The sequence below is a fragment of the Halobacillus faecis genome, assembly GCF_007991335.1.
GTDB classification, from domain to species: Bacteria; Bacillota; Bacilli; order Bacillales; family Halobacillaceae; genus Halobacillus; species Halobacillus faecis.
The window spans coordinates 1-23,166 of record NZ_BJYD01000018.1 but is presented as its reverse complement, the minus strand read 5'-3'; the positions used below and the strand labels follow the sequence as shown (position 1 = coordinate 23,166).

Genomic DNA, 23,166 nt, shown 5'->3' with positions numbered 1-23,166 from the left:
GGGCCAACGGGAGCGACAGGGCCGACAGGACCGACAGGGCCAACGGGGCCGACAGGACCAACGGGGCCGACAGGACCAACGGGGCCGACAGGACCAACGGGGCCGACCGGACCGACAGGACCGACCGGACCAACAGGACCGACCGGACCGACAGGGCCAACGGGAGCGACAGGGCCGACGGGGCCGACGGGACCAACAGGGCCGACCGGACCAACAGGACCGACCGGACCTACAGGACCAACGGGGCCAACAGGGCCTACGGGGCCGACAGGACCGACGGGGCCGACAGGACCGACAGGGCCGACAGGACCGACAGGACCAACGGGGCCGACAGGACCGACGGGGCCAACGGGGCCGACAGGACCGACGGGGCCGACCGGACCAACGGGGCCGACCGGACCAACGGGGCCGACCGGACCGACCGGGCCGACAGGACCAACAGGACCGACAGGGCCGACCGGACCGACAGGACCGACCGGACCAACGGGGCCAACGGGGCCGACCGGACCGACGGGGCCGACAGGGCCGACGGGGCCGACCGGACCGACAGGGCCGACGGGACCAACGGGGCCGACCGGACCAACGGGGCCGACAGGACCGACCGGACCGACCGGACCAACGGGGCCGACAGGACCAACGGGGCCGACAGGACCGACGGGGCCGACGGGACCAACGGGGCCGACGGGGCCAACAGGGCCGACAGGACCAACGGGGCCGACGGGACCAACGGGGCCGACAGGACCAACGGGGCCAACCGGGCCGACAGGACCAACCGGGCCGACGGGGCCGACAGGACCAACAGGACCAACGGGACCGACAGGACCACAGGGACCAACTGGAGAGATTGTTGGAGAATGTGACTGCTGTGTCGCACCGATGGAAGATATTCTGACACAAATTAGAGACGGAAATATTCAAGTTGATATTGGCACAACATCACAAACCTCAAATGGTGGGATAAACAATGTATTCATTAACGATATAGTCAGTGGTTACTATATCGCTGATGATGGAGAAATTGCAGGACCGATATGCCAGGTTGTAGGCGTACGGGGTGATGGATTACTCACAGGGGTAACGTTGCCGCCAATTCCAGATCCGACGCCTGAACGCGGAGGAGAGTGCGAATGCTGTGAGCAGCCTACTAGAGAGTTATTACAAATGCTTTTCGATCAGAACTCCAGTGCTGATTACTTTACGGATGGTTTCTTTGATAATATCCAGGATGCAGACATCCTTGATATTTCAGAAGGTCTTGTGAAAATTACAACAGGCAATGAAACTTATATTCTAAGCACATGTCATATTTCAAAATTACAAGATATAACTCCGGGACTAACGTTTGAACCTTAAGGATGATATTGGTTAAGTGCTTGCCATAATCGGTAAGCACTTATCTTTTTTTAATACGTACATAGAATATAAAAAAACGTATGGAGGTCAAACGTGATACCAAAACTTCGAACGAAGGAATTCAACCAACGTCTGCAGCGTCTTCCCTTTGCACAGAAACAAGTGCTTTCTCAAAAAGGTGAAATCCCTAAGAAGATCCATATTGTCTATGCCATGACGCATGTGGCGATTTGCGGAGGAGTAAAAGTCATATTTGAACATGCAAACCGTCTGCATAAGGCTGGCGTAAAGGTCACTCTGGTTTCCCATTTTGAGCAACCCTCTTGGTTCCCGGTTGAAGCAGAGTATATTCAAGTTCCTTTTGACCTTGAGCTTGCAAAAGGGATACCGGATTGTGACCTGATTGTCGCTACTTACTGGGATCATGTTCAGGCATGCATTGACACAGGTCTTGCTCCTGTCGTGTATTTTGAGCAGGGGGACTTTCATCTTTATGACTATGAAACAATGAATCCTACGTTGAAAAACTTCATACACAAACAATTTGAGATTGTTCCTTATATTTATACTGTATCCAACCATACCTCTAAATTAATCTCAGAGATTTATGGGAGGGAGGCACAAGTTTTTCCAAATGCTGTTGATGAAGAAATCTTTTCTGTAAAAGGGGAAAAAGTGATAGGAAAACGTCCGTATGTATTGATGGTAGGTGGTGAAAGCGCCACATTTAAAGGGATCCCGAATATTATAGAAGCTTATAGAAAGATAAAAAAAGAAATGGATATAGACCTATATTGGATTACCCCGGAACATCCATCTGAAAAAATGAAATCCCTGGTCACGAAGGTATTTGTCAGTCCTTCTCAAGAGACGATCGGAAATTTATATAGAGGTGCTGCATTGTATGTTTGTGGGTCCTACTATGAGAGTTTTTCATTGCCGCCATTAGAAGCGATGGCATGTGGGTGTGCCGTTGTTACCACGGACAATCGAGGTACTTTAGAATATGCGGTTCATAAGAAGAATGCGGTTATATGCAAAATGAAGGATGTAGAGGATATGGCAGAAAAGATGGAAGAAGTTTTATCAAATCAGCAATTAAAAGAGGAACTAATAGCGAATGGGGTCCAAACGGCAAGTGAATACCTTTGGGATAGGATCGTCCAGGGCATTCATGCATTTTACAAGCAGATAGCTTCGTACGGAATTGAGAGAGAGCAAGACCTCAAGGAAAATTGGGACATTTCTGTCCGACCTGAAAACTTTGTGAAAAGTGGAGACTATGAAAAGTTTAAAAAGTTATTGAATATAACAGACTCAGGTATTGTCAAAGTCCCTGTCCTTTATGAAGTAGATGGTAAGGCACCGAACATAGCCAGGTGGGAGGTTGCTGCGTGCAGGAAGAACGGAGGGCGGAATTTAACAGATCATTGTTATTGTCCGGTGACCCCTTTCAACAGACTACAATTATACAATTCCCCCGGGTACCGTCCGTTTTTATTAAATGACTATGAAAAAGCACTTCTTGAATTTCAAAGCTTATCTGGTCATGCAGATGGACTGGAAAAGGCTGTGGCTGACCGTTGGGTGATCCTCACGCTCATGAGACTTCAAAGAAAACAAGAAGCTAAAAAACGATTGATCGACCTCCAAAGAATTTATCCGCATTATACTGATTTTCACTTGTTGGAAATGTTAATTGTTGAAGAAAAGCATGTTAAAAGATCAAAAAATGAAACGATAAATGTGCTTGGAGATGCAACTTCTTACCCGGAATTTTTCTTCGATGTTCAAAAGCATGAAACCAAGTAAACGGATTAAAGGAGGGGTCTGACCCATAAAATGAGAGGGTTGAGTTCTGTTCGGTGTGCTGAATATCTTATTAACGAAGGTTCTACAAATCGAAACGAGGGCGTGGTCCAAGCCTGTGTTGTTGGAAAGATTGCAAGTACTGCATCTCATGATAAGGAGAGAACACTGATGATCCTTGACTCTCGTTGGTGCGAACATGGATCTGCAGCTGTGCAAGTTGCCCTTAAAAAACAGGAATAATGGCATTTCAAAGAGTTTTACTTTACGCATGAAGTTAAGTAAAACTCTTTTTATTATTTCCAGGACAGCGTCTTCTCTTGAGTTAGAAAAAGGTATAGCTCTTGTTAGGTAGAAGCTGTTGATTTACGTTCCAGATGACACAATCCAAAGAAGTACGAGTATTAGGAGCGGAGATCAGCAGCCTTCTTTACCAAAGTATAATCGTTGAAATTATAGAACTGTTTTCTCTGAACCACCTAGCCTTTATTTATGACTCGATAACCCTTGATGTACCAGTCAAGCAAATGACCGAAATCAAGGGCCACTTTTTTCTGCTTGGCAAGTTCAACACAAATAAGGTTGGCTGGGATTCCCGCGGAAACAAGAGCGACATCAAACTCAAATTGACTTGCTTTTTCAAGCACTCCTGGAACCGAGGATATATCTGGAACAGGAATGGCCCCTACGACTGAATGGTACCCTTTTGCTTCAATAAATTCCTTTCCTTCATCAGCCTGATTACCGATCAGAAGGACACGGTGTTGACTTAACAAGTGATGGAAGCAGTTCGTTTTTTCATTCATTTCATAATTAATTAAGGAGCTTGTGAAGCATATCTCCCCTATGGGGAGGTGAATTTTTTTTGCCAGACTATTAAATAAACGCTGGTAGGTGGGGTATCTTGCTTCTGGAATTCCTACAATATCTGCTTTTAATAAATTTCCTATTAATAGGTCTCTTTTTTCATGGTTCGGCACTGTGAATCCGCCTAGAGCATATTGCAATTTTCCGTTTTTATTGATCTCTTCAGAAGAGACAAGGATATCATGGGCTAAAGCAAGCACTTCACCGTCCCCTAAACGAATTACACTTAACCCTTTTTTCTCACTAAGTGCTTTTAACACTTGAGCATATACTTCTGCAGGTGTTTTTAAGGTAATAATCTCTTTTGAAAGTTGAGTTAAGCCTGCTTCAATGATGTCTTCTAAATTGTATGGAAGATACTGGCCATCTTTCAAATGATTTTTGACAAGGCCTTCGCCGCCTCTGTAGATGGCTTCTGCAGCAAGTGTTCCAATATCCCAGTTTCCAGGATACCCTACCTTATAAAGACTCTCCCATTGATCCTTCGTAAATGAATAGGTCAAGGTACAATCTCCTTTCATATCATAATTCTTAACATTATATTGGCAACCCGTTGTAAATGTTCTATGAAAATGTCCAAACATCATCATGGTTAGTTACATATGCAATAAAGAGAGTAATTATTCTCGGAAGGAGGGATAAAATGAAGGTTTTAGTAACTGGAGGTGCAGGTTTTATTGGTTCCCACATCATAGATGCGCTAGTGGCAGAAGGATGTGAGACACTTGTCGCTGACGATCTGTCATCCGGTAAAAAGGAGTTCCTGAACCCAGAAGCTAAATTATATTCCATAAGTGTCCTTGATCACAATCTGGAATCTGTCTTCGAAAAAGAAAGGCCAGATGCAGTCATCCACCTTGCTGCCCAAATTGATGTCCAGAAATCAATGATTCAATCAATGGAAGATGCACAAGTGAATATTCTAGGCACACTGAAAATCTTGGAATACTGTAAAGAATATAATTGTAAATTGATCTATTCCTCTTCTGCCGCCATTTACGGAACCCCTCTTTATCTACCTTTGGACGAATGTCATCCAGTAAAACCCACGTCTAACTATGGCATTTCTAAATATACTCCTGAATTATATATATCCCTGTATGCGAAGTTATACAATTTAAATTTCACAATCCTCAGGTATGCCAATGTATATGGAATGAGACAGGGGGCAGGAGGAGAAGGTGGAGTGGTTTCCATTTTTATAAAGAAAATGCTTAACAATGACCCGCCGATCATTTACGGAAGCGGGGAACAGACTCGAGATTTCATCTATGTAGAAGACGTGGTTGCTGCAAACCTGTCTGCTTTGAAAAAGAATTGCAACGGGGTATTCAACATTAGCAGTAATAAGGAGATCACCATAAATTCCCTTGTAGACGAAATCAACAGCCTAATGAACACGAAATTATCACCCATCCATAAAGAATTCAGATCTGGGGATATCACCCGTAGCTGCCTGGATAATCAATTAGCTATAAAGAAGTTGGGATGGAAGCCAAAGTTCTCGCTGAGAGAGGGGTTAAAGAAAACGATAGAAAGCTTTCTTTTATAGTTTTATGAATTCTTATATCAGTTGAAAACATAGAGAACCAGACTCGTAAAGGGCTGATTTCTTTTTTTTCATCTTGTATATAGTGGGAAGCGAAGAAGATTGAATGAAATAAATGTATTGTTGATTATTAAAGACTGTAGCCGCTGAATCCATTCAGAACCCTATTATCTGCAAGAAGGGCCCCTAAAGTTACAGGGCTTGCTCAATTAAAAGTTCCTTTTGGAATTTATTTAGAAGACCTTCACCATTTTCCTGACAGAACAAATGAAGCGATGAAACGAGAAAACTACTAATGGCAAGAGGGAATTTTATTCCCTCTTATTTATTTTTCATGTAATCGTTAAAGAACTTCTCATTAAACAGAATCTGAGGATCGTTAGGGCGGTACTGTTTAGCTATTTTATTATGCTCGATTGATTTTTGTACATTTCCTGTCTCCCACTGGCACACGCAAAGCTGCAGGTGAGGGTACCAGGTTGAGTAGGCCTCGCTTTGAAATCCTCCTGTTTCCTTCTTCATGACTGTAGCGATGTTGTACCAGAAAACAGCTGTTTGGAAAGCTTTCTTTTCTTTGAAGTAATCTCCAATCCTGCAGCAAGGTTCCGGTCGAGGTGCATCATAACAGAGGGTTTTTAAGAGGGCTTCTATCTGCTCGTCCCTTTCCCCGAGTTTTCCATGACAGGCGGCTAAATATATACAAGCCAATATATTATCTTCCACCCACCCTTTCTGTCCCAAAAGGAACTCATTATAGTAAATGATGGCCTTTTGGTACTGCCCATGATCTCTCAATTCATTAGCATAGTAGAATAAATCCCTGGGGGAAAAATCCTCGCCTTTTTTAATACGGTTTTCATAAATCCTCAAATTTCTCCCGGTAGGATGATTCGATGCTTCTTTTGCATCTTTTTTATGTTCAACGGCAATATCAGAGTTTAAAATATGACCACTTACTTCAAGGTATTCATGGACCGGTCCAATCCACTTGAAATGATTGCTTCTTTTTACGAGCCGGTTTCTTCTGTAGTGAAAGGCAGGATTGCCGTATTCATCTCTTGAAACAATATATCTCATTGAAACCGCATCGATTGAATCATCAAGGGTATCCTTCAAATTTTTAAATTTTTCTTGATCAGCAGGTAATAAAACATCATCTGCGTCAAGCCAAAGTATAAAATCTTTAGTAGCTTGGCTGAACGAATAATTGCGGGCAGCTGAAAAATCGTCAATCCATTCAAAGTCGAGTATTTTTTCAGTGAATGGTTTAGCTACTTCCTTGGTCTTATCCGTTGACCCTGTATCCACAATAATAATTTCATCACAGATCTCCTGAACACTTCGGAGGCAGTTCGCCAACACTTCCTCTTCATTTTTTACAATCATACAGAGACTGATGGTGGGCATTTAAGTTCCTCCCATATAGGTTTTCTCATCATCATATGTAAGGGAACAAAAATGTGAAACACCTTCAACTACTTATTCCCCAGGAATCAAAATCATTTAGATTCCTATCTATGCTGTTGTCATAGGTGAGGCGGGATCTCCAAATCTGGGTTATAGGTCGTTTAAATCTATAGTATAGGTATCCATGTTATTTCTTAGGTAGAACGATAGGCATAAATGAAGTGTCTTTCCCAGGTATGCTAAAGCAATCATGCAGTGAAGCGGCATTTATCAATACTTAATTCTTTAGAATCTACTTTGACAGTCTATTAAAGACATGTTAGTGTTAAAAACGTTAAATAAATTCTTAACAAACTTAATTCACTTCAGAATTGGAGTTGATAAAATGAACGTAAATTTAAAACTTAAACAATACATTAATGGAAAATGGGTAGACGCGAATTCCGAGGAAACGCGTACGATTATCAATCCATTCAACCAAGAAACAATCGCCATCGTTCCAGAAGGCGATGAAACAGATACACAAGCAGCCATCGCTGCAGCAAGAGAAGCTTTCGATCACGGCGAATGGCCGACCACTCCGGCAACGGAGCGTGGGGCAATCGTACGTAGAATTGCTGAATTGATTGAGAGAGATAAAGAAGAACTAGCGAATCTAGAATCCTTGGATACTGGTAAAACAGTAGAAGAAAGCCGTGGAGACATGGACGATATCGCTGGAGTTTTCCGTTATTATGCAGAGATTGCGGATAAGAACGGCGGCGAGATCATTGATTCTCCAGTGCCAAACTCCATCAGTAAAGTCGTTCACGAACCGGTTGGTGTTTGTGGGCAGATTACCCCTTGGAATTATCCTCTACTTCAAGCGTCCTGGAAACTGGCTCCAGCGCTTGCAACTGGAAACACATTAATTATCAAGCCAAGTGAAATCACACCGCTTACGCATATCAAAGTATTCGAATTGATGGAAGAAGCGGGTGTACCTGCGGGTGTGGCGAACCTCGTTCTTGGTGCTGGTGCTACGGTAGGTGCCGAGCTTTCCAGCAACGAAGATGTGGATCTTATTTCTTTCACCGGGGGTATTGTGACCGGGAAGAAAATCATGCAGGCAGCAAGCTCTAACGTGAAGAAGCTCGCTCTTGAGCTTGGCGGGAAAAACCCGAATGTCATTTTCGCAGATGCTGATTTTGACCTTGCTGTCGATCAAGCATTGAACGGAGTATTCTTCCATGCAGGTCAGATCTGTTCTGCTGGGACAAGACTGATTGTAGAAGAAAGCATTCACGATGAGTTTGTCAACGCGCTTGTCGAGCGAGTGAAGAAATTCAAACTGGGAAGCGGGTTTGAGGACGATACCCAAATGGGACCGCTGATTTCCGCTGACCACCTTGCGAAAGTTGAAAAGTATGTAGAAGCAGGGATTGAAGAAGGGGCTACGTTAGCCGTTGGCGGTAAACGTCCGGGAGACCCTGAATTACAGAACGGATTCTTCTTCCTGCCGACGATTTTCACTGACTGCACAACCGACATGACGGTTGTCCAGGAAGAAGGTTTTGGTCCGATCATCACAGTGGAGAAGTTTACGAAAGAAGAAGAAGCGGTAAAGCTTGCGAATGATTCCATCTACGGACTTGCTGGCGGTGTCTTCACAAACGATATCGCAAAAGCAGAACGCTGTGCCGCGAAGATGCGCATGGGTACGGTTTGGATCAATGAATTCAACCTTTATTTTCCACACGCGCCGTGGGGTGGATACAAGCAGTCCGGAATTGGACGCGAACTAGGTAAATTAGGAATTGAAGAATATACAGAAACGAAGCACATTTTCCAAAACCTTAAACCAGAACAAATCAACTGGTTCTAAGCGGACGATACATTTTTAACATTCATGAACTAAAACAGATAAAGGAAGAAGGGGCTTTTGGGCATCTTCTTCACGACTAAAACATCAAGGAGGAACAGTGTATGGCTATGATTGAATCATATGATTACGTAATCGTTGGAGGCGGTAGTGCAGGTTCTGTAATGGGAAACCGCCTAAGTGAGGATGGCAAAAAATCCGTACTTGTACTAGAAGCAGGACGCAGTGACTATTCATGGGACTTATTGATCCAAATGCCTGCGGCTCTTCCGTTCCCTTCAGGTAAGAACCTTTATGACTGGCAGTACGAATCAGATCCAGAACCATATATGAATGGACGCCGTATCCCTCATGCACGAGGAAAGGTACTTGGAGGTTCCAGTTCCATCAACGGGATGATCTACCAACGTGGAAACCCGAAAGACTATGAACGCTGGGGTGCCGATGAAGGCATGACAAACTGGGATTGGGCTCACTGCCTTCCATACTTCAAGCGTTTGGAAAATGCGCTGGCATCACCGGATGATGATATGCGTGGTCACGATGGGCCAATTAAATTGGAGCGCGGTCCAGCAAAGAACCCTCTTTTCCAAGCATTCTTTGATTCAGCAGTAGAAGCTGGTTATAACCGTACACCTGATGTGAACGGATTTCGTCAGGAAGGGTTCGGCCCGTTTGATAAGCATGTGTACAAAGGTCAGCGTTTGTCCGCATCCCGTGCTTACTTGCACCCGGTCATGGACCGTGAAAACCTGACAGTCAAAACACGTGCTTTCGTTACGAGCATTGACTTTGATGGTACAAAAGCAAAAGGATTAACGTACAAGCGAAACGGAAAAATACATCAAGTAGAAGCAGGAGAAGTCATCCTTGCCGGTGGTGCGATCAACACGCCACAACTGCTTCAACTATCTGGTGTAGGCGATGCGAAGCACCTTCGTTCTCTTGGCATTGACCCTGTTGTTGACCTTCCAGGTGTCGGAGAAAACCTTCAGGATCACCTTGAAGTTTATGTCCAGCACGCGTGCCCGGTTCCTGTTTCCGAACAGCCAAATCTACAGAAGCGACGCATGCCTTGGATCGGTCTACAGTGGATGCTTGGGCGTACAGGCCCTGCTGCGACGAACCACTTCGAAGGCGGAGGTTTCGTCCGTTCCAACGATGAGGTCGACTACCCGAACCTGATGTTCCACTTCCTTCCGGTAGCGGTTCGTTACGATGGACAAAAAGCACCGACAGATCACGGATTCCAAGTACACATCGGACCAATGTATTCAGATGCCCGTGGATCCTTGAAGATTAAATCAAAAGATCCGAAAGAGCACCCAAGCATGGTGTATAACTATCTTTCTACTGAACAGGACAAACGGGAGTGGATCGAAGCGATTAACATCACTCGTGAAATTATGGCTCAGCCATCTATGAAGCCTTATAATGCCGGTGAAATTTCACCTGGTCCTACCGTACAAACTGAGGAAGAAATCCTTGAATGGGTAAGAGAAGATGCGGAGACAGCTCTTCACCCGTCTTGTACGGCGAAAATGGGACCTGAATCAGATCCTATGTCTGTCGTAGACCCTGAATCAATGAAGGTTCACGGACTTGATAACGTACGCGTAGTCGATGCATCTGCTATGCCTTACGTGACAAACGGAAACATCCACGCACCTGTATTAATGTTGGCAGAAAAGGCTGCAGACCTTATCCTTGGACGTAAACCGCTCGATCCAATCGACGCGGATTACTACCAGCACGGGGTTCACCCAGCTGATGCAGGAACCGTTCCTAAATCCAAGTCTAAAGTCGAAACAAAATAAAACGTAAATGGAGAAGGCCCCTTTAATATGTATGGCTCGTGAAGCGTACATGAGTGAAGGGGAGCCTTCTCCTTTTTTGCTTTTAACATAAAAAGCGTTCCATCCAAACAGTGGATGGAACGCTCTTTGTGAAAAATCTCAGGATAAGAGAACGGAGAAAAGCTCGATTAACTGTACTGTGGTTCTTTTCGGGTTTTCCGTTCGCTGCGAATGGTTGACTGAGCGGCTGCCAGTCGTGCTGATGGAACGCGGAAAGGAGAGCAGCTTACATATTCCAGTCCTAAATCAAAGCAGAACTGAATGGACTCTTTTTCTCCTCCGTGTTCTCCACAAATCCCTGTTTTCAGAGCAGGGTTTGTTCCTTTCCCCAGTTTGACACCACTCTCTACAAGTTTCCCAACACCATCCTGGTCCAAGGAAACGAATGGATTTCTGTGCAGCACATCGCGGTCTACATACTGTTGAAGAAACTTACCTTCTGCATCGTCTCGACTGAACCCGAACGTCGTTTGAGTTAAATCATTGGTTCCGAACGAGAAGAAGTCTGCTTCTTCAGCAATTTGGTCGGCTGTAAGTGCTGCGCGTGGTGTTTCAATCATGGTTCCAATAAGGTACTCGAACTCCTGTCCTGTTTCCGACTGAACATGCTGGCTGATCCGAACGACCAATTGACGCATTTCTTTCAGTTCATTTACGTGGCTGACAAGAGGGATCATGATTTCCGGTTTCACGGTGATTCCTTTTTTCATGACGGTAGACATCGCTTGGAAAATAGCCAGGATCTGCATTTCGTAAATTTCAGGATGGATCATACCTAAGCGGCAGCCACGAAGGCCTAACATAGGGTTCGCTTCTTCTAATAAACGTACTTTGCGTAAAAGGTTTTCCTTTTCCTGCAACTCTTTAGAGTCGGGACTGGTGATTTGCAATCTCGTCACATCAACGAGCAATTCTTCTTTGTCCGGCATAAATTCATGAAGCGGGGGATCTAGTAAGCGTACAGTGATGGGATGTCCTTGCATCGTTTCAAAAATCTGCTCAAAATCCTGTTGCTGCATAGGCAGGAGTTGATCCAGAGCCTCCTTACGTTCCATGGTCGTTTCAGATAAGATCATGCTTTGAACGGTAGGGATACGGGAGCTATCCATAAACATATGCTCGGTGCGGCAAAGTCCAATACCGCCCGCTCCAAACTCCAGGGCTTTCGCAGCGTCTGTTGGGTTATCCGCATTCGCCCGGACTCCGATCTTTCTTTCTTCATCGGCCCAGCGAAGCAGCAGTTGGAATTCTTCCGAAAGTTCTGGTTCAATCATTGGAATCTCACCGACGAAGATTTCTCCTGTCGATCCGTCAATCGTAATCGTATCCCCGTGGTTTACAGCCGTCTCTCCGACGGTAAACCGTTTGGAATCCAAATGAATTTTCATGGAGTCACAGCCGCAGATACAAGCTTTCCCCATTCCTCTGGCAACAACGGCGGCATGACTGGTCATTCCGCCTCGGCTCGTAACTGTAGCTTGAGAAGCGATGATTCCATGGATGTCATCAGGTGTCGTCTCTGGGCGGACGAGAATGACCTTTTTTCCATCCTTGGCCAGCATATCGGCTTCATCCGCATCAAAGACGACCTGTCCGGTGGCAGCTCCAGGGGAAGCAGGTAAACCTGCCGCTAATTTTTCTCTCTTGTAGTCAGGGTCAATGCGGTGGTGGAGCAGCTGGTCGAGCTGATCGGGATCCACTCGTAAAAGAGCTTCGCGTTGATCCATGATATTTTCTTTGACCATTTCAACAGCGATTCGAATGGCAGCCTGTGCGGTTCGTTTCCCAGTCCGTGTTTGCAGGATGAACAGCTTGCCCCGTTCTACGGTGAATTCAATGTCCTGCATATCTTTGTAATGGTCTTCTAATAACTGACAGGTCTCCACCAATTGTTGATAAACATCCGGCATTTCATCTTTCAGGGTCGCAATCGGCTGAGGTGTGCGAATCCCTGCAACGACGTCTTCTCCCTGTGCGTTGATCAAATATTCTCCATAAAGCTTAGACTCCCCGGTGGATGGATTGCGTGTAAAGGCAACCCCCGTGCCGGAATCCTCTCCCATATTTCCGAATACCATGCTTTGGATGTTGACCGCTGTACCAAGGTGTCCGGGAATTTGATGAAGGCGGCGGTACAGGATGGCCCGTTTATTATTCCATGAGTCAAACACAGCCTTGATTGTAAGGAAAAGCTGGTCTTTTGGATCCTGAGGAAAGCTTCGCTTCGTATTTTTGAGCACAATCGATTTGAATGATTCAATTACTTCTTTCCAATCTTCGGCTGTGAGTTCTGTATCGGATTGGTACCCTTTTTCTTCGCGTATTTCTTCTAACCGATGTTCGAATAAGTAGTTTTCTATATTCAGGACAACATTCCCGAACATTTGAATAAACCGGCGATAGGAATCATAGGCAAAGCGAGCGTTATTCGTAAGTTCTGCCATTCCTTTAACCGTGTCATCATTCATTCCAAGATTCAAAACGGTATCCATCATCCCAGGCATGGAATGGACGGCACCTGAGCGCACAGAAACGAGAAGTGGATTGGTTGGATCCCCTAATTTTTTGTCTGTTTTCTCTTCAAGGACTTGGAGGGAATGTAAGACTTGGGATTCGACTTCTGGAGATATGGATTTTTCTGCATCATAATAGGCATTGCAGGCGTCTGTCGTAATCGTAAAGCCGTAAGGAACGGGTAAACCAATCCGCGTCATTTCCGCTAAGTTCGCGCCTTTTCCACCCAGGAGTTCTTTCTTGTTCTTTTCAGAGTGATCAAACATGAATACAAAATTGTTTTCCATTAGGCAAAGCTCCCCCTTTTATTAAACATGGCCAGGATGATATCGGCTGTCTCTTCAATCGCCTTGTTGGAAACATCAATCACTGGACATCCAATTTTTTTCATAATGTCTTCCGCACACGTTAATTCTTCGAAGATCCTGTTCAATGAAGCATAACTAGCTGAGTTTGTTAGTCCCAGCCTTTTTAATCGTTCTCTGCGAATATCATTTAACTTTTCCGGTGAAATGATTAATCCAATGCATTTCTTCCTTGGAATCTCAAAAAGTTCTTCAGGAGGCGGGACCTCAGGGATCAGAGGCACATTGGCTACCTTGAATTGTTTATTCGCTAGATACATAGAAAGAGGAGTCTTGGAGGTCCTCGACACCCCGACGAGCACAATATCTGCCTGTTTCAATCCTCTGACTTCCTGTCCGTCATCATATTTCACAGCAAATTCTATGGCTTCCACCCGTTTGAAATAGTTCTCATCCAACTTTCTCATCTGTCCAGGTTGACGATTGGGCTGCATATTGAACTTTTGAGTGAATGCATTCATGAGAGGATACATCAAATCAACGGCAATGATTTGTTCTTCCTCCGCTCTCTGGTCGAGATAATCCTTCAAATCAGGGAGGACGATGGTGTAAGCAATGATGGAAGGACGATACTTCGCAACCGTGATGACGTTATTTATATCCTGTTCGTCCTCTACATAGGAAAAGTGCTGGATCTCAACTTCCTGACCAAAAAATTGACTTGCCACAGCTTTTACCATTAACTCAGCTGTTTCCCCGACGGAATCGGACACGATATAAACCATTTCTTGATTCGTCACAATCCATCTCCCTTACTTTTAGTCATAGAGGAAGTGTATGAAACGTTGGCTTATGTACAGTTTCCCAACCTTTCATACCTTCCTGATTAATGTGTCACACTAATGTGGTGTTATTCAGTTAATGTGTCATACTATTACTGAGTAGTATAGTATCATTGTTTACGGATGGATACAACAAAAAGTTCGTTTATGATTCGTGGTCATTATTAAAAGACTCGTTTTCTGTTGAACCAGAGCAAGTTGTTTAAAGTTTGAAAGCGTACTATAATGGAAACCAATCTTGTACATAAAGGAGGGAAAATCATGCCTACATTCACCTTAGACGTCAAAAGTGAGGATAAACACCTGCTTTTTATGATGTCTATTTTTGGAATTCCAGTGGTCCCAGGGACACGTGTGTCCTTTTTTAGCTGAATTCCATCGTGTGAACGTACGTATGATTTCCTTCAAATAGCGGAAGCTGCCACACGGGGATGATCACGTGTGGCTTTTTTTATGTATAAGAGAGGACGAATGAAAATGTTTAAAACAAAACGTAATATCTATATGCTGTATTTTTATATCTTTTTTGCCCAGTTGTTTTTTGACCGTGCCTTGTGGGTTATCTATCTTGGCGATAGAGGAATGACGTTCGGTCAAATTGGTTTGCTGGAAGCTTTTCTCCACTTGGCTATTGTCCTCTTTGAGGTTCCTACAGGGATGATTGCTGATTTATATGGCCGGAAAGTGAGTTTAGTGATCGGCAATGTGTTCAGCATTCTTTATGGACTGTTTATGATGATCAGCGGTACTTTTTCGATGTTCACGCTCGCCTTTTTGTCGATGGGGATGATGGTGACTTTCCATTCCGGTGCTGAGCAGGCGTTTGCTTATGATACGTTGAAAAATGAAAACCGGGAGAAAGATTATACGAAGGTGATCGGAAGCATGACGGCTCTTGCTCTATTATCATTGAGCCTTGCTAAATTCCTCGGCGGTTTTATGGCGGATATCAGCTGGGGATGGGTGTATGGAACAACGATTTTCACCCATGTTCTTGCGCTCATTCCTCTATTTTTATTGAAGGAGCCGGAACGTGAAAAAACGGAAGACATCGGCGGACGCTGGTATAACCAGTGGGTCCATCAATTTAAACTAGGTTTGGTTGTATGGAGGGAGAACTCGGTCATCCACCGTCCTGTGGTGTTGTTTATTTTGGCGAGCGCAGTGATGGTAATTATCGTGTTTTACGGTCAGGAGTACTTCATCCAGTTAGGTTACTCGTCTGTTGTGGTAGGTGCTGTTTTTACAGTGGAGGGACTCTTAGGAGTCGTCATGGCGAAAATCGCCTACAGGGTAGAAAAACGATTTAAGTTTTTTAATATTTTATATTACGGCTTAGGACTTTTCCTGTTATTTTTCATCCTGTTCATCTTTGCTATGGACTGGGCCATTCTACTGTCATTCTTATTCCTTGCGCAGCTGTTGAGTCTTTTCGAACCCATCTTCAGCTCGTTTGTGCAAGACTTATTAAAAAGTAATGTCAGGTCCACCTTCTTTTCACTCATTGGTTTGATGGAGAGCTTTATCATTATGATCAGCTTTCCGGTGTTCGGATTTACGGTTGAACGTACCGGTTTTACCAGCGGTTTTGCGGGCCTGCTTGTGATTTTTGTCATGGCTTATTCCTTATCGTTCAAAAACTTAGAAAGAGTTGATGCAAAGAGCTTCCCACTCAAAGGGGAAGCTCTTTTTTCCTCCCTCTGTTTTACCGCCGGCTTCCGGTAGTTTATAATGAGGGGCAAATAAGCAAAGACAGGAAGTGCCTATGAGTAAACGAAAGAATCAAGGATATAAAAAAACGAATAAAAAACCGAACAGGTCTGGAAAGCCCCATGGGAAACAGAAATCCTCTCCTCACACGCTAACTAAAGGTAAAGCTGCCCGTGGTCAGAAACCTGTAACGGCAGAGGTTACTTGCTCAGGTCTGACCGATGAAGGGAAGGGGATCGCCGAGTGGAAGGGTAAGCGCCTGGAAGTCCCTTTGCTGTTACCGGGTGAAAAGGCTGAGGTGAACATCATTCAAAAAGGACGTTTTTTGGACGCAGAGTTCAAGCGTGTCATCACTTCAGCAGAAGAACGCGTGGATCCGCCTTGTCCGTATTATTACGAATGCGGTGGATGTCAGCTTCAGCATATGAGCAACGATGCGCAAGCGCGTTTCAAGCAGGATACAATCGATCAATTGATGAAACCTTTCGGAAAGCCAGATCCTATTTTCACGATGGACCATCCATATGATTATCGGAATAAAAACCATAATACATTCGGCCTCAATCACAAGCGTCAGGTCATTGGTGGATTGTACGCACAGCATACGCACGAAATCATCCCGATGGATCGTTGTCTCATCCATGATCCGAAAGCGGACGAAATCATAGATACGATCAAGGACTACATGAGAAATTCAAAAATGCAGCCGTACAATGAAGACACAGGACGCGGGTTCTTGCGGCACGTGCTGATTAAAGTCGGCAAGGTCAGTGGAGAGATCATGGTAGTGCTCGTTGCAGCCTCCTCTGAGTTCAAAGGGAAAAACAATTTTGTGAAAGCCCTGAGGAAAGCTCACCCAGATATTACGACCATGCTATTGAATGTAAATAAGCGCGATACGAGTGTCGTTCTAGGAGAACAGGAAAAAGTGCTGTTCGGCAAAGGTACAATTACCGATACGTTGTGCGGACTTGATTTTGAAATCTCCGCAAAGTCCTTTTATCAAATCAATCCGGTCCAGACAGAAAAGCTTTATGGAAAAGCGATTGAAATGGCCGAGCTGACTGGAAACGAAACCGTGATCGATGCCTACTGCGGAATCGGGACCATCGGCCTTGTAGCCAGCCGCAAAGCTGGAAAAGTCATTGGCGTAGAGGTGAATAAGGATGCCGTACGGGATGCCATCCGTAATTCGAAGCGCAACGGTGTAACCAATGCACGGTTCTATCAAGGTGATGCCGGTGAGTTCATGGTGGATATGGCCGCGCGCGGGGAGAAAGCGGATGTCGTCATTATGGATCCGCCGAGAAGCGGGAGCGACGAAGCGTTTTTATCAAGTGTGGTGAAGCTCAAACCGCAAAAGGTTGTGTATGTGTCCTGTAACCCGGAAACCCAGGCGCGGGATATGAAGTATTTAGTGAAGAACGGATATGAGGTGGAAGGGATTCAGCCGGTGGATATGTTTCCGCAAACGTATCACGTGGAATCTGTGGCGAAGTTGGTGCTGAAAGGATAACCAATACCTGATTCCAGGGTAATGGCTGTTTTAAATAGAAAAAGGTTCATCCAGAGAAGTGGATGAACCTTTTTTGTATTATATGAACCTTGGACATAGGGATCCAATCTCTTTCGTAACATACATCTACTGATAGTCTATTGGGGTACCCCAATACTCATATCGATTGTAACGGGGGATTGTGGAGTCAAAACGTATGAAAATTGGTGCAAGATCCAATTCGGGACAGGCTTTAAAGAGGCACTGGTCTCCATACATGATCGCTTCAAGTGCTAATGGCAATTCACGTCTGAAAATAGTATCGCGAATGGTTGATTGATTGGATCCATATTGTCCATCCACAAAAACATAGACAAAGAGATAAGGAGAACCATGATTTATCCTCCATTCGGCAAGCACTTCATCTCTCATGGTGGTGACCTTGTCATAGGCATACGCTAATCCTACCGTGAGAAAAAGTTCGGCAGTCGCGTCAGAATGGGTCAATGTATATCTCCGACCTAACAGAGGTTCTGTTTTTGTAACACATGGTCTAAACTCAACGAAAAGTTTGTCTGGATCAAGCCTTTTCAAAGGAATCCTCCTTGTAAAGGGGACATGACGATTGTGGGCGGGCGTGAATGAACATGGGACATCATGGAGCTTCTTTTAAAAATTCCTCGACTAATCGATTAAACTTCTCACTATGCTCCCAGAACATGAGGTGGCCGCCAAGCGTTTTTACAGAGGCAGAAGGAGTCATCTTGTTTAGATAAGCTGTTGCTGTCTTTCCCCAGTGTTCGGCGACAACGAAGAGCGTTGGAACAGATGCACTGCTTTGGGCTGCCTCTTTTCGATAATCGGAGAACAGTCCGGAAGAGAACAAATTGGCTGCAACATAATACGGTGTTTTTAGAGATTGCTCTACCATCCAAGTCAATTCTTCTTTTTTCAGTTCCCGTTGAACCATGACACCCGTGGCATAGGCAGATATGAACTCCCGCTGTCCTTTTGGATGGCGGAGGAAGTTCGTATAGGCGGCAGCCAAATCATCGAGAGGACCCTCTATCCAATCCTCCTCTTGATTAATAGACAAAGATTTCGGTGGCATATCGATCATAACGAGGGACTTGATCTCATCGGTTCCAAACTGGCGGATGTATTCCCATACGGTTAAACAGCCGAAAGACCAGCCAAAAAGCGTCGGATTTTCCACATTCAATTCCTTCAAAACTTTTTGTAAATCCGTGCCATGGGTGACGTAATCATTACCATGGACAGTCATGGTCGATCGGCCATGACTCCTGGGGTCAATGACAATCGTACGGTGCGTTTTGGAGAAATGACGGACCTGTTCTGAAAAGACTTCGGTCGTGAATGTAAAACCCGGAATGAATACAAGCGGGTCTCCTGATCCGGTTTCTTGAACGAACAATTCAATCCCCGGTTCCACTTCAATATAACTTTCTTTCGTGTTCATGGTGTCCCTCCTGTTTTTACAGAATACTAAATACATCCTTTTAAATCCTATTCAATAAATCTTCCTGCCATTTCTTTTTCTCAGATAAGGATGACCACCCCTGTAGGAGTTGAAGGGAATACCATGTCATTAAAAGATCCTGAAAAAAGAAAAGGCGGACCCTTGAACAGGTCCGCCGGAGGTTTTCCGTTATTTATAAGAAGAACAGCACAAAAAGTTGAAGGTAGATCTGCACCATGACATAAAAAGCAATGGCGTATTTATAATTGAACATCAGTCCGTTTTTGATGATGCTCAACTTGTTCACAGAACTCAAAATGATCGATGGCAAAATCAGCGGGGATAACATAATGGAAATGACGCTCCCGGATGTAATCCCAAGCACAACGATTTCCGGCGGATAGGGAAGGTCCACACCTTGCAGAATTCCTGAGACGAGGACGATGACCGTCAATGGACCGAGCCCGATAAACCCGAGAATAATCACGACAAATGGGAGAACCCATAAGAAGTTCAGGAAAGGCACGGCATCCGTCACATAAAAGAGACCATCGATAATGTACTCGCCATATCCTGACTGATTCACCGCGTTAATTAAAAATCCAGCGGCCAATAGAATCGAGAACTGTTGGGCTTTATTTGGAATGCTCTTGGCTACATAAGTTTTTCCATTCTCCGTTATCGCACTGCTTCTTTTACGAATGATGAAGTAGAGAATGACCCAGGCCACGATTACGATAGGGATAATGAGGAGAAGTTGAACATCCCAAAGCGCGTTCAGAAGAAAGATAGAACCGAATAACGTTACAAAAAGAAAGCCGAACTCCAGGGCATCACGATTTCCTTTTGTATCCTGTTTCTTTTGTTCGGCAATCTTCTGAAGCTGCTCCTGAATGCCTGCGGTGAGATCCACGCCGTAATGCCGCTCTTGATAATAGGAAAACAGGACAGATAACAAAATCCCTGCGAATGAGATAAAGAATCCTTGGAGAATCGATAACCCTAAAGAAGCCCCTAGTGCATCCACGGCAAAAATGAAGCTCGGGATGCTGACGACCCACATCGTTGTTAAGGAGAACGCACGTAAGAGAGCCGTTCCTTTATAATTCTCCCATGCCTCTCCTTTTTGGTTGCTCAAAAAGTCGTTGATCATGCTATAGACCATGGGGATCGAACCGAACAACAAGAAATAAGAAATGATCTGGGTGATCACCATCATCCCGAAATAGAACTTCCGGCTTGTATTGAGCAGATTTTGAGCAAAGTTGATCACCGATTCAATGTACGGCTTTTCTTCCAGCACCCAGCTGATGGTAGGAACGATCAGTAAGAGCGCGATCAGACCGCTCATCACTGTAAATCCAGAAACCGTTCCTTCAATGAGTGACGTCCCTGCGGAGATGTGAACAATCAATGCAATGATGAGCAGCAAAAGGGATATCGCTGCCTGTTTCACAGGCAAGAAGAAGTAACCAAGTACAAAAGCCGCCAAACCAGATAAGGAAAGAGTGGTGGATAGCATGTCTCCACCTATAAAATAAACGACAAAATGCATGAGGACATACAAGCTGATAAAAAACGTGTACCCTCGTTTTGCGATTTGTACCATGATGGATGCTCCATTCTTAGTTCAAAGTGTTAACCTTACATATCTTATCATAAGCCATGTTCAATAGCTTAAATCGTGCACGGGGAAGGTATGTGAAGCTGGCCGGATCCATAGAGTATGAAAGGCGCACGACTGTTTAGTCCTTTCTCACTAAATCAAGGGTTACAAATGAACTGAATTCATGGAGTAAGCCTACTGAATGGTTTGATGAAAAAGTAAAGCGGCAATATCCCCAACGTAACCAAAAAGTGGGAGGAGATTACATGAACCGTTTTACAATTCCGCGCGACATTTATTTTAGTGAGAATGCTCTTGATATATTGAAATCTGTAGAAGGAGAGAAAGCTCTACTTGTAATCGGAGGAGGTTCTGTCAAAGAAAACGGGAACCTTGAAACGATTGAAAAGAACCTGGCAGAAGCGAACATAGAGACAAAGCTTATTGAAGGGATAACGGAAGAACCATCAACGAATCTTGTGCAGGAGCACCTGGATACAGTGATGAGTTTTGAACCTGATTGGATCATTGGAATCGGCGGCGGCTCACCGATGGATGCGGCTAAAGCCTTTTGGTTGTTCTATGAACATCCGGATCTTAGTTTTGAAGACGCGACCAAACCTTTTGAGCTGCCCGAACTTCGTTCCAAAGCGAGATTTATAGGGATTCCAACAACAAGTGGAACAGCATCGGAGATCTCCAATCTTTCTGTCATCACCGATTCAGAGACAGGGGTGAAATATCCGCTGGCCAGCTTTGAACTGACTCCGGATATAGCTATCATTGATCCTGTCATGGTTGAATCCATGCCGAAACGTGTGACAGCATACAGTGGTATGGATGCGGTCACCCACAGCATTGAAGCGTATGTAGCGAAACCACGTACCACATTTACAGATGCGCTTGCCAAAGAAGCGGCTGAAATATTAAAAGAACATCTTCTTTCCTCCTATAAAGGAGATAAAGAAAGTCGTGAAAAAGTCCACTATGCCCAGGCAATGGCTGGTATGGCCTTTTCCAATGCCGTATTAGGAAACGTACACAGCTTGGCTCATAAGAGTGGACCTACATTTGGAGTGCCACATGGCTGTGCCAATGCGATTTATCTGCCATATGTCATCCAATTCAACAGAAGTGTTGTAGAAGATCGTTTTGCCGTTTTAGCTAAAAGAATTGGCCTAGAGGGGCAGAGTGATCAAGAACTCGTAGAGGCTCTTATCGATTGGGTCCGTGAGTTGAATCGTGAAATGGAAGTACCGAATACGCTGCAAGAATTTGGTGTGTCCGAAGAGTTATTTAAAGAACATGTAGATAAGATGGCTGAAAATGCGGTAGAAGATCCGTGTACAGGGACAAACCCACGTGAAACATCTGTGGAAGAAATGAAAAAACTATTTGTTGCCGCTTATTATGGGCAGGACGTTGACTTTTAAATAGAAAACTTATAGAGACCAGTCCACCAATGGACTGGTCTCTTTTTTCTGGACAAAAAAGAGGCGTTCGACTTTAATAAAAGGGAAAGGAGTTCACTTATGATCATAAAACCTCGCACCATCCCTCCTGATATTTTCCATTTGGAAATACTAAAGCACCGTCTTAATCTTCATCACCCCGCTGCCCCCGAAGTAGAAGAAACCCTCTCTACAAAAAAAGCTGGTTGGAGCGGGGAACAATCCCTTGATTATCACCTCGATTACTTGAAAGACACTCATTACATCCTTCACAACCTGCGCCTGTATGACGGTCACCACTTTTTCCAAATCGACACGGTTATCTTATTCCCTTCCTTCATTCTGATTCTCGAAGCAAAAAATATGATCGGTCAGATCTCTATCCATCGTGAAAAAAAGGAAATGCGTCGTGACATGGAAGGATTTCAGGATCCTGTTGAACAGGCGGAAAGGCAGAAGCGTTTATTAGAGGAATGGTTGTGGCGGCAGCTAAGAATTCGTATGCATATCGACTTCTTAGTTGTATTTACGAATAGGCGGTGTACCCTCGAGTTTGACTCCTCAGACCCTAGAATCTATGAAAAAGTAATACGCGCATCCTCTCTCGTGGATGCCATGAAAAAGAAAAAGGATAATTACCAAGGAAAGGCGTTCAAGAAGAAGGAGCTTTTACGAATAGGCCAAGCACTGGTTGGATCTCACCGGGATCATGTGCCGGATTACATGAAACGCTTCAACTTGAGTTATTCGGATTTGCTAAAAGGAGTCAGGTGCCCATCCTGTGGAAAGTATGCAATGAGAAGAACAAAAATGAAATGGGTATGTCCAGGTTGTTCTCGTCACTCTTTCCTTGCTCATGAACAAGCCTTGAGAGAATACGCTGTGCTTGTGGCCAAAACGATTAGCAATAAAGAAGCTAGAGATTTTTTAAAGGTAGGTTCAAGACATGTGGTGTATCGATTATTAAGCGCTTATTGTAAGGGACGAAGTGGTTCTACTAAAAAAGCAAAGTTCCTATTGGAGTGAAAATCTTAAAACAAGTACGCCCCACCAAAGAGGGG

Annotated in this window: 15 protein-coding genes and 2 pseudogenes; 10 read left to right on the top strand and 7 right to left on the bottom strand. The window is 44.5% G+C overall.

The features are described 5' to 3' along the window. The 3 genes and pseudogenes from HFA01_RS19240 to HFA01_RS10245 form a co-directional block, all read left to right on the top strand. Window positions 1–387 (top strand): annotated as a pseudogene (locus HFA01_RS19240) (hypothetical protein); the annotation flags it as partial. A gap of 18 nt (window positions 388–405) precedes the next feature. Further along, a pseudogene (locus HFA01_RS19235) lies at window positions 406–900 on the top strand (bclA protein); the annotation flags it as partial. Between the two features lie 546 nt (window positions 901–1,446). Continuing rightward, a complete protein-coding gene (locus HFA01_RS10245) occupies window positions 1,447–3,165 on the top strand; it encodes a glycosyltransferase family 4 protein (protein WP_146815903.1) in 1,719 nt (572 codons plus the stop codon). Between the two features lie 476 nt (window positions 3,166–3,641). On the opposite strand, the gene HFA01_RS10240 is transcribed toward HFA01_RS10245, so the two are convergent. Beyond that, window positions 3,642–4,532, bottom strand: a complete 891-nt coding sequence (locus HFA01_RS10240) for a GT-D fold domain-containing protein (RefSeq protein ID WP_146815901.1) — start codon at window positions 4,530–4,532, stop codon at window positions 3,642–3,644. A 140-nt stretch (window positions 4,533–4,672) separates the two neighbouring features. Between HFA01_RS10240 and HFA01_RS10235 the strand changes: the two genes are divergently transcribed. Then, complete coding sequence (locus tag HFA01_RS10235; RefSeq protein ID WP_146815899.1) at window positions 4,673–5,581, top strand: NAD-dependent epimerase/dehydratase family protein; 909 nt, start codon at window positions 4,673–4,675, stop codon at window positions 5,579–5,581. 318 nt (window positions 5,582–5,899) lie between these two features. Here HFA01_RS10235 and HFA01_RS10230 read toward each other — a convergent pair whose 3' ends face one another. After that, the gene (locus tag HFA01_RS10230; protein ID WP_146815897.1) at window positions 5,900–6,985 is read right to left on the bottom strand and encodes a tetratricopeptide repeat-containing glycosyltransferase family 2 protein; all 1,086 of its coding nucleotides are present in this window, start codon (window positions 6,983–6,985) and stop codon (window positions 5,900–5,902) included. Window positions 6,986–7,370: 385 nt separating this feature from the next. Here HFA01_RS10230 and betB point away from each other — a divergent pair, with 385 nt between their 5' ends. Next, complete coding sequence (gene betB, locus HFA01_RS10225) at window positions 7,371–8,849, top strand: betaine-aldehyde dehydrogenase (protein ID WP_246139314.1); 1,479 nt, start codon at window positions 7,371–7,373, stop codon at window positions 8,847–8,849. Window positions 8,850–8,956: 107 nt separating this feature from the next. Beyond that, window positions 8,957–10,663, top strand: a complete 1,707-nt coding sequence (gene betA / locus HFA01_RS10220; RefSeq protein WP_146815905.1) for a choline dehydrogenase — start codon at window positions 8,957–8,959, stop codon at window positions 10,661–10,663. 167 nt (window positions 10,664–10,830) lie between these two features. Here the strand turns inward: betA and ppdK are convergent, their stop codons facing one another. Further along, window positions 10,831–13,503 carry a pyruvate, phosphate dikinase gene (ppdK, locus tag HFA01_RS10215; RefSeq protein ID WP_146815893.1) on the bottom strand — a complete coding sequence of 891 codons (2,673 nt, stop codon included), beginning with the start codon at window positions 13,501–13,503 and terminating at the stop codon, window positions 10,831–10,833. Beyond that, window positions 13,503–14,321, bottom strand: coding sequence for a pyruvate, water dikinase regulatory protein (locus tag HFA01_RS10210; protein ID WP_146815891.1), 819 nt, complete (start codon window positions 14,319–14,321; stop codon window positions 13,503–13,505). The genes ppdK and HFA01_RS10210 overlap by 1 nt, the downstream gene beginning before the upstream one ends. Before the next feature lie 519 nt (window positions 14,322–14,840). On the opposite strand from HFA01_RS10210, the gene HFA01_RS10205 reads away from it, so the two are divergent. Next, complete coding sequence (locus HFA01_RS10205) at window positions 14,841–16,088, top strand: MFS transporter (RefSeq protein WP_246139313.1); 1,248 nt, start codon at window positions 14,841–14,843, stop codon at window positions 16,086–16,088. A gap of 40 nt (window positions 16,089–16,128) precedes the next feature. Next, a complete protein-coding gene (rlmD, locus tag HFA01_RS10200) occupies window positions 16,129–17,589 on the top strand; it encodes a 23S rRNA (uracil(1939)-C(5))-methyltransferase RlmD (RefSeq protein ID WP_146815887.1) in 1,461 nt (486 codons plus the stop codon). Between the two features lie 126 nt (window positions 17,590–17,715). Here the strand turns inward: rlmD and HFA01_RS10195 are convergent, their stop codons facing one another. From HFA01_RS10195 to HFA01_RS10185, 3 genes are all read right to left on the bottom strand, one after another. Next, window positions 17,716–18,162 carry a staygreen family protein gene (locus HFA01_RS10195; protein WP_146815885.1) on the bottom strand — a complete coding sequence of 149 codons (447 nt, stop codon included), beginning with the start codon at window positions 18,160–18,162 and terminating at the stop codon, window positions 17,716–17,718. A 61-nt stretch (window positions 18,163–18,223) separates the two neighbouring features. After that, window positions 18,224–19,048 (bottom strand): alpha/beta fold hydrolase, encoded by an 825-nt coding sequence (locus HFA01_RS10190; RefSeq protein WP_146815883.1) that lies wholly within the window; start codon window positions 19,046–19,048, stop codon window positions 18,224–18,226. Window positions 19,049–19,241: 193 nt separating this feature from the next. Then, the gene (locus HFA01_RS10185) at window positions 19,242–20,657 is read right to left on the bottom strand and encodes a hypothetical protein (protein ID WP_146815881.1); all 1,416 of its coding nucleotides are present in this window, start codon (window positions 20,655–20,657) and stop codon (window positions 19,242–19,244) included. Window positions 20,658–20,920: 263 nt separating this feature from the next. Between HFA01_RS10185 and HFA01_RS10180 the strand changes: the two genes are divergently transcribed. Further along, the gene (locus HFA01_RS10180; protein WP_146815878.1) at window positions 20,921–22,087 is read left to right on the top strand and encodes an iron-containing alcohol dehydrogenase; all 1,167 of its coding nucleotides are present in this window, start codon (window positions 20,921–20,923) and stop codon (window positions 22,085–22,087) included. Between the two features lie 99 nt (window positions 22,088–22,186). Beyond that, window positions 22,187–23,131, top strand: a complete 945-nt coding sequence (locus HFA01_RS10175) for a nuclease-related domain-containing protein (RefSeq protein ID WP_146815876.1) — start codon at window positions 22,187–22,189, stop codon at window positions 23,129–23,131. The last annotated feature ends 35 nt before the right edge of the window (window positions 23,132–23,166 follow it).

Bases quoted from the DNA above. Each gene is read 5' to 3' on its own strand.
- HFA01_RS10235 (WP_146815899.1), top strand. From the start codon at position 4,673: ATGAAGGTTTTAGTAACTGGAGGTGCAGGTTTTATTGGTTCCCACATC.
- HFA01_RS10230 (WP_146815897.1), bottom strand. From the start codon at position 6,985: ATGCCCACCATCAGTCTCTGTATGATTGTAAAAAATGAAGAGGAAGTG.
- betB (WP_246139314.1), top strand. From the start codon at position 7,371: ATGAACGTAAATTTAAAACTTAAACAATACATTAATGGAAAATGGGTA.
- betA (WP_146815905.1), top strand. From the start codon at position 8,957: ATGATTGAATCATATGATTACGTAATCGTTGGAGGCGGTAGTGCAGGT.
- ppdK (WP_146815893.1), bottom strand. From the start codon at position 13,503: ATGGAAAACAATTTTGTATTCATGTTTGATCACTCTGAAAAGAACAAG.
- HFA01_RS10205 (WP_246139313.1), top strand. From the start codon at position 14,841: ATGTTTAAAACAAAACGTAATATCTATATGCTGTATTTTTATATCTTT.
- rlmD (WP_146815887.1), top strand. From the start codon at position 16,129: ATGAGTAAACGAAAGAATCAAGGATATAAAAAAACGAATAAAAAACCG.
- HFA01_RS10190 (WP_146815883.1), bottom strand. From the start codon at position 19,048: ATGAACACGAAAGAAAGTTATATTGAAGTGGAACCGGGGATTGAATTG.
- HFA01_RS10185 (WP_146815881.1), bottom strand. From the start codon at position 20,657: ATGGTACAAATCGCAAAACGAGGGTACACGTTTTTTATCAGCTTGTAT.
- HFA01_RS10180 (WP_146815878.1), top strand. From the start codon at position 20,921: ATGAACCGTTTTACAATTCCGCGCGACATTTATTTTAGTGAGAATGCT.
- HFA01_RS10175 (WP_146815876.1), top strand. From the start codon at position 22,187: ATGATCATAAAACCTCGCACCATCCCTCCTGATATTTTCCATTTGGAA.